Below are 7221 nucleotides of genomic sequence, written 5' to 3' on the forward strand. Positions count from 1 at the left end.
ATATTATGTTTTACTTTAGGCTTTCCAGATAGGCCACCAGGTCATTGATCTCGGACTGAGACAATCCGAGATTGGGCATATCGTTCCCCGGCTTGACTGCCTGCGGATCACGCAACCACTCTGCCAGGTTTTCAGGCGTGTTCTTCAGCACGCCACCGGCGATCAAATCACGGCTGCCGAAGTGAGTCAGATTGGGACCGACCAGTGTCTGCGGCTGCGTATTGAAATCGTTGAGGTTGACCCCAACAATCCCGTGGCAAGCCGTGCATCCCTTGGACTTGAAGAGCGCCAGCCCGCGCGCATACTGCGGATTGTTCGCCGCCGCCTGCTGCTGGCCACTCACCCAGGTTGCAAACTGGTCTGGCGGCAGCGCAACCACATTAAAGGCCATGTTGGCATGCTGCAAGCCACAGTACTCAGCGCACTGGCCGTGGTAGGTTCCGGGTTTATCGACACTAAACCACTTCTCGTTGTTATGGCCAGGTACCACATCGGTCTTGCCCGTCAGATTGGGTACCCAGAAACTATGGATCACGTTGTTCGAATAGAGCTTAACATGGACCACGGTCCCCGTCGGCACCACCAGATCATCGGCTGTGATGATCTTCTGCGTTGGATAATCGAATTCCCACCACCATTGATGGCCGACCGCCGTGACCTCCAACTGCTGCCCACCTGTGGGGACGGTATCGATCTGGAACATCGTGCGGATTGTAAAGACTAGCACCACAAACAGGAAGATCGAGGGCGCTACAGTCCACACAATTTCCAGTGTCGTATTGCCATGAATCTGGCGCGGCGTCGGCATGCCCGGACGCTCGCGAAAACGAATGATTGACCAGATCAGAATTCCCTCGACCACCACGAAGACAAAGGTAGCTACGCCCAGGATAAACCAGAACAGATTGGCTTCATCCTGAGCGACCGGCCCCGCCGGATTGAGGATCGAGGGATTGCCGCCACAGGCGGCGAACAGGAGCGAGGATAAGAGCAACGTCAGGAATAGCACTCCCCAACGCGTTTTCCCTCGAAATAACGGTATCCTCACTGCTCGCACTCCTCAAGTAGACACAGATTAGCGCTCTAGATAATTATAGGTCTGCCCCGCAGGGGCCTTCAACCAGAGCGCGGGCCTTCTCGCCCGGCTGCCATTGCTTTCCTTTCTGCCCACTCACATCGCTTGCTCATCAACTAGAGCTAGCCGGCTTGCGGTCAACTGCTACCGTGCCAGCAACCTGGCGACCTGCCCCCGTTCCGCCGATCTCCTGACCGCTCCCTCGGCCAAGCAGCACAAGCAAGGCGCTAGAGCAGGCCCAGTCTGGCACATGAGTCTAGCGTCTTTCCCTGACAGAGAGCTTGCAGGTCCAGGAGGGAACCTTACAGCAACCTGAATGTGACTGTGGATAGCTCCTTTTGACAGGGCAAGAACGGCGGCAGCGAGCGCTGAGGCTTTCAGCTCTGTCAGGACGGCTGCTCACCAGGGTGTTCCCCCCCACTCGAGGGCGGTAAGGCAACGCTCGTCTCATGGCGCAGAGTTCGAGGCCAGCTATCAGCCTCACTGTCGCCATCCCCCTGCTGACTCTGCTGACGAGCTTGCCGCGCCCGCTCTTGTTCTTCCTCGTGTTGCCAGGCCAGGCGCTCGCGTTCAATCTGGCGCTGCTCTTGGGCCAACATCCAGCGGATAAAGAGGACGCTCATCAGGACGATTACCAGGATGTTGGCAGGCACCCACATAATCAGCCCACCAAGCTGCTGATCCGTGGCTGGCGAAATGCCCCAGATACGCGGAGCCGCCAGATAGGGAGCATAGAGCGGCGGCACAAACGTTAGCCCTGCTCCAAGTAGGACCATTGGCATTCCACTGAGAAAGAGATAGAGCACCTGGCCCGGCAAGGGCAGCGGCCCTAATTCCCCCTCTAGTGGACTCAGCACCGGCCACCAGAACAGAAAGCTGAAGATAATAAAAGTAAGATGTTCTAGAACATGAATGCCTTCATTCTCTAGCGTGGCATCGTAGAGCGGGGGCGCGTGCCAGAGAAAGATGTCTGCATTAAAGAGAAAGAAGGCCACAATAGGCAGAGTCAGGAACCTGATAGTCCTGTACAGCAGGCGGTTGCGCAGCAGCGGCATGAGGAGCCAACCAGGTAGACCCCACAACATCATTGGCGGAGCTACTAAGGTAATCAGGAGATGTTGCACCATATGGGCACTAAACAGATAGTCGTCCCCCAGCTCATCCAGCGGCGATACTAGTGCCAGCAGGATGATCAATACCCCCAGTAGGAAGACGACTACTCGGCTGCGAGGAACCGATGGCCCTAGCTCGTACTGCTTGCGTAGTGGCCCAATCGCATAAAGATAGAGAACAGCGATCGCTACGCAGCCGACAACTACTGAAGGGATGAAATGCCAGGCTCTTAGCCAGAAATCCATCGCCTGCTCCCCTTAGACTCTCTAGGCTGGCCGCTCTGGAGAATTTCAACATAGCAGCTCTGCCTGGACTTCGCCAGCCTCTGGCAAGTGGGTGGCCACGGCTGATTCGCGGTGGCTCGCCCGCCGCCCATTCCTAGCCTCTAGCGCACCATCGCACCGTAGATACTATAGCAAGGGAAGACAATGGCGACAACAGCGTTCAGGTAACTGTAAGGTGCGCTTTCCTGCCTGTAAGGATAGTATCAGGTAGAGGCTTGACAATACTCTCAGTGTTCTAAGCTGGACAGAGCGGGCTATTATTTACCTGTAGAGACTGTTGATCGGGAGCCTATAGCTGTTATGAAGATTATACGCCGTATCGCCTGGGTCGCGGTTGGTTTCACATATTTTCTGGTGGCCCTTGGGGGAACAGTGCGCGTCAACGATGCCGGCTTGAGCTGCCCTGACTGGCCGCTCTGCTATGGCCGGCCCTTTGTCTTCCCTGATATTCGTACCTTGCTTGAGGAATCGCACCGCTATACGGCTTCAATCGTCAGCGTCTTGATTATTGCCCTGGCCATCTGTGCCTTGCTTTGGGCACGCAAGGAGCGACAAGTCCTTGTGCCTGCTTTAATTGCTCCCGTGCTGCTAGTAGTACAGATTGTGCTGGGCGGCCTGACGGTGCTCTGGAAGCTGCCCCCTGAGATTATTACGGCCCACCTGGCGACGGCCCTGGCGATCTTCGCAACAGTGATTACGATCGCGGTGATGGCCGGCCAAGCCGCCCCCAGTCAGGAGCATCCTGCCCAGACACGTCGTTTCCTGCGCCTGGCAGTGACAACGGCGCTGCTGGTTTATGGCCTGATGCTGAGCGGGTCCTATGTGGTTGGCAGCGGAGCTACTTTCGCCTGCACGGGCTGGCCACTGTGTGGCCAGACATTGCCCGGCATGGCTCGTCTTGGTGATATCAATACGCTCCATCGCTTGATTGCGACGATTGTGGGACTGGTAGTAGCTTGGACGCTCTATAGCGCCTGGCGCCGACGTCGCGTGGCCCCCGGCCAGGCTCGCGTCGCTCTGGCCGCCGCCCTTCTCTTTGTCCTCCAGTCCTTGATCGGCGGGACCATCCCCTTACTCGGTAGCGGCTCGCTACACTTTGGTAGCATCTCCAACCAGGACGCCGCCACTTTCATGCGCGGTCTGCATCTGGCCGTGGCGAGTGCCGTCTGGGGCTTGTTGGTCCTGCTGGCTGTCCTGGCTGCACGCCAGCTCCGTGCTGCCCCGCAGGGCGCAGAGCTGGAGCGCCTGGAGGCTGCTGAGGCCAGCGCGCGCGAAAGCGTTAGCCCTCTGCGCCAGACGATCTCAGGCTACATCGATCTGATGAAGCCCCATGTAACGGTGTTGTTGCTGGGCACAACTGCCGCGGCGATGGCTATCGCCTATCAGGGCCTGCCTCCTCTGGGGCTGACAGTGGCGACATTACTGGGTGGGGCATTGGCGGCAGGCAGTGCTAACGCTATTAACTGCTACTACGATCGCGATATTGATAGCATCATGTCGCGTACGTCACGGCGCTCCTTGCCCGCCGGGCGCGTACAGCCGCGCCAGGCCCTGGTCTTCGGGATCACTCTGGGTGTGGCCTCCTTCTTGATCCTGGCGTTCTTTGTCAACCTGCTAAGCGCCGTGTTGGCCTGTGGCGCCATCCTCTTCTATGTTGGCGTCTATACGATGTGGCTGAAGCGCACCACCGCTCAGAATATCGTCATCGGGGGAGCCGCCGGCGCTGTGCCAGTGCTGGTCGGCTGGGCAGCAGTCACTGGTACCATTTCACTCCCAGCCATCTGGCTCTTTGCTATCATTTTCTACTGGACTCCGCCCCACTTCTGGGCCCTCTCTCTCCTGATCGAGAAGGACTACGAGAAGGCCCGTGTGCCGATGCTACCGGTCCTCTTCGGCGAGCAGGAGACGCGTAAGCAGATTTTCCTTTATTCGCTCCTGCTGCTGGCCGTCACACTGGTACTCTTTGCTATGCGAGCGATGAGCTACCTCTATCTGGTAGCAGCTTTGGTATTGGGCGGCATTCTAGTCTATATGGCTCTGCGCTTGCTGTGGGATAAGCAGTCACGGCGCTGGGCCCGGACGCTGTTCTGGTATTCTAATTGTTACTTGGCGATGATCTTCGCCGCAATGGTGCTGGATCGCATCATCTTCCACTAGGAGCAGAGCTGTGAGGTGGCTGAATTGGCGTCTAGCTTCACGCCTCTCGGTGTTGACAATGGCGCTGCTAGTGGTCCTGGTGGTGGCCGTGTTGAACTTGCGAGCTGGTCAGGGGGGAAATGCTAGCGGGCAAGCCCCTGGTCAACCTACCGCTAGTAATTCGGGACTGCAGGGTACGCTGCTCGATGGCCGGCCCGCCCCGGGTTTCCAGTTAACCGATCAGTTTGGTCACCCCGTCTCGTTGGCAGAGTTTAAGGGGAAACCGGTGGTGATTACTTTCCTCTATACTCATTGCCCAACGGTTTGCCCCTTGACCGCCGATAAGTTGCATACCGTCATGCAGCAGCTCGGCGACGCTGCTCAGCAGGTGGCCGTTTTGGCGATCAGCGTCGACCCGGTAGGCGATACGCAGGCCTCTGCTCTGGCTTTTTCAAATGCCCATCAGATGACAAATTATTGGCATTTCTTGATCGGCTCGCGTTCGGCTCTCTCGCCCATCTGGCGCGCTTATAGTATCGATGCCGAAGCGGCCACCGCTAACAGCAGCACTGGCCCAGTAGCTCATACCGCCGTGCTCTACCTGCTGGATAAGCAGGGCCGTGAGCGCGTGCTCCTGGGCGATGATTTCATCCCTTCGCAGCTAACGGGCGATCTGCAACTGCTGCTGAAGGAATAGGGGAACGTCACCGGGCGCTCCGGCCCGCTCTCTCCCTGGGCACCGGAGCGCATATGAGACTGAGGCGTCTGCAGGGCGCCCTGCGCCACCCGGCGGAGCGCAGACGGCTAGCGCCGCTGTGCTGCCTGGAGAGAGAGGCAGCAACAAGCGCAACAGAGGAGGCTGCGCAGGCGTGGACAGCTTGGCCTGGTTCTCAGCTTGCAAGAATGCCCCTCTGCTGTTATCCTTAAAAAGGAGAGAATTCTTGCCATCTGTTAGCGCTTGTATGCTATTTATTCTGCAGTAGTAAAGATTCCGCGGAGATGCGATACGTATGGAAACTCACCTGCAAGGCATCAATCTGGCGACAGGTGACCTGACCGCTACGCTCCTCCCCATCTACGAGGAGGAGCACGAGGGCGCGGGAGAACATCACCTGCCCATTCCTAGCTACTGGCCGCTGATTGCCAGCGTGGCCATCTTCGTGACCTTCATCGGCTTGCTGATCATCAATCAGACGCCGGTGTTGGCCTTCCTTGGCGCGCTGGGAACGCTCATCGGAATCGTTGGCTGGGGACTGGAAGATCCGCAGGCCCAGGCACATGCCGAGGCCTACGCTGGCTTTGGTGCGAGCACCGCTGAGGGCGAGGTCAGTCCGCTGGCCGAGGCGGTACGCGAGCAGGCCCAGGAAATCGTCGATCGCCTGGTGGTGCGCGGTGATCTGGCCTGGAGCGCCCACCCGGTGAATGTTGAAGTAGAGCAGGAGGGGGTGGTCCTGGCTCTCTACGGAAAGGTGGAGCTAGAGGCCCAGAAGCAGGCCATTGAGGATGAAATCCGTAAGTTGCCTCACGTGATTGATGTGCGCAACTTCATTATCGCTGAGGATGCCATCCTCAATGAGGCCAATCGTCGCATTGCTAAGCTGCAAGAGGCTGGCAAGTTGGACGGTGCTCAAGACCTGCGGGTCCTGGTCGAAAACTATGTGCTCCATCTCTATGGCGAGGTGCCTACTCGCCAGATGAAGTACCTGCTGGAAGATGAGTTGATCCAGATCCCCGGTGTGCGCGTGGTGGTGAACCATATCGGCCTGAATGAGGATATCCCGGGCGAGTTGGGCCGTACGAAGGGAAAGGTTGGCAAAGGCTAGTCTGCATCTCCTCCCTTCACTCGGGGCTCTTCGCGGTCTCTTCGCATCCTGGCAGCCGCTTTCTCTGCCCAGCCCTCCGCCCGCTTGGTCTGACGTAAGTTGTCTTCTTTCGCTCGCTTCATTGCCAGCCAGCATCTTACCTAGGTCTGGTCTGGCGGCTGAGAGCGAGAGGAAGAAGTGGCGGAGATACTTGGGTAGGCACTTGCTGATTAGCTGTACATTCTGCCAGCCAGCCAGCCAGCAGAATGCTTGATAGGATGCGTCGGCCTTCGCTTGTGAAGAGCTTCGCTTGCTTCTAATTTGATGCCGATCTGAGGACATCACTGGTTGGTTGATATTACGTCGCCAGCCAGCCAAGTGGCTTGCAGGTCTTTCCTGTGATAGCAAGGCTGAGGCGAGCACAAGCACTAGCTTGTGCTCGCCTCGTTGGCTACTTTGGTGAGAATTCAGGTTGACAGTAGCTGGTAGGTTAGCAGCGCCACGTTTCGCAGGCTGTGGGCCACTGGCATAGCGCTTAATCAAGTCCTCGCCAGTTGCTCAGAATGGCCTTTCTGCCTCATCCAGCAGTTTGTAACCGCCTACCGCAGCAAAACGTATCCCCTTTTAGGGAGTAATTGGCTCTCACGCCAGCCACTGCCCGGCCCACCCTGGCCGGTGCTACTCAGGGGACTCCTCGCGACAAGCTGTCACGCAGAAGAGCTACTCTCTATCCGTGACAGCGCTCGCTCGCGCGGGAGGAACAGGAAGGAGAACATAATAAACATATAAGGAAGAGCGTATTACCTAGGAG

Annotated in this window: 5 protein-coding genes; 3 read left to right on the top strand and 2 right to left on the bottom strand. The window is 57.8% G+C overall.

Annotated elements, in window-relative coordinates:
- Nucleotides 1-10: 10 nt before the first annotated feature.
- Complete coding sequence (coxB, locus tag IRZ24_RS14455; protein WP_297165450.1) at nucleotides 11-1048, bottom strand: cytochrome c oxidase subunit II; 1038 nt, start codon at nucleotides 1046-1048, stop codon at nucleotides 11-13.
- Between the two features lie 413 nt (nucleotides 1049-1461).
- Nucleotides 1462-2433 (bottom strand): cytochrome c oxidase assembly protein, encoded by a 972-nt coding sequence (locus IRZ24_RS14460; protein WP_297165452.1) that lies wholly within the window; start codon nucleotides 2431-2433, stop codon nucleotides 1462-1464.
- Between the two features lie 339 nt (nucleotides 2434-2772).
- Between IRZ24_RS14460 and IRZ24_RS14465 the strand changes: the two genes are divergently transcribed.
- The 3 genes from IRZ24_RS14465 to IRZ24_RS14475 all read left to right on the top strand — a co-directional run bounded on the left by IRZ24_RS14465 (nucleotide 2773) and on the right by IRZ24_RS14475 (nucleotide 6431).
- On the top strand, nucleotides 2773-4629 hold the full coding sequence (locus IRZ24_RS14465) for a heme o synthase (protein WP_297165454.1): 1857 nt from the start codon (nucleotides 2773-2775) through the stop codon (nucleotides 4627-4629).
- Nucleotides 4630-4639: 10 nt separating this feature from the next.
- The gene (locus IRZ24_RS14470; RefSeq protein WP_297165456.1) at nucleotides 4640-5305 is read left to right on the top strand and encodes an SCO family protein; all 666 of its coding nucleotides are present in this window, start codon (nucleotides 4640-4642) and stop codon (nucleotides 5303-5305) included.
- Between the two features lie 313 nt (nucleotides 5306-5618).
- A complete protein-coding gene (locus IRZ24_RS14475; protein ID WP_297165458.1) occupies nucleotides 5619-6431 on the top strand; it encodes a BON domain-containing protein in 813 nt (270 codons plus the stop codon).
- Nucleotides 6432-7221 lie beyond the last annotated feature (790 nt).

The sequence above is a fragment of the Thermogemmatispora sp. genome, assembly GCF_019683755.1.
Classification (GTDB): Bacteria; Chloroflexota; Ktedonobacteria; order Ktedonobacterales; family Ktedonobacteraceae; genus Thermogemmatispora.

Excerpts from the sequence above, each read along its gene's own strand:
- IRZ24_RS14460 (WP_297165452.1), bottom strand. The coding sequence starts at position 2,433 with ATGGATTTCTGGCTAAGAGCCTGGCATTTCATCCCTTCAGTAGTTGTC.
- IRZ24_RS14465 (WP_297165454.1), top strand. The coding sequence starts at position 2,773 with ATGAAGATTATACGCCGTATCGCCTGGGTCGCGGTTGGTTTCACATAT.
- IRZ24_RS14475 (WP_297165458.1), top strand. The coding sequence starts at position 5,619 with ATGGAAACTCACCTGCAAGGCATCAATCTGGCGACAGGTGACCTGACC.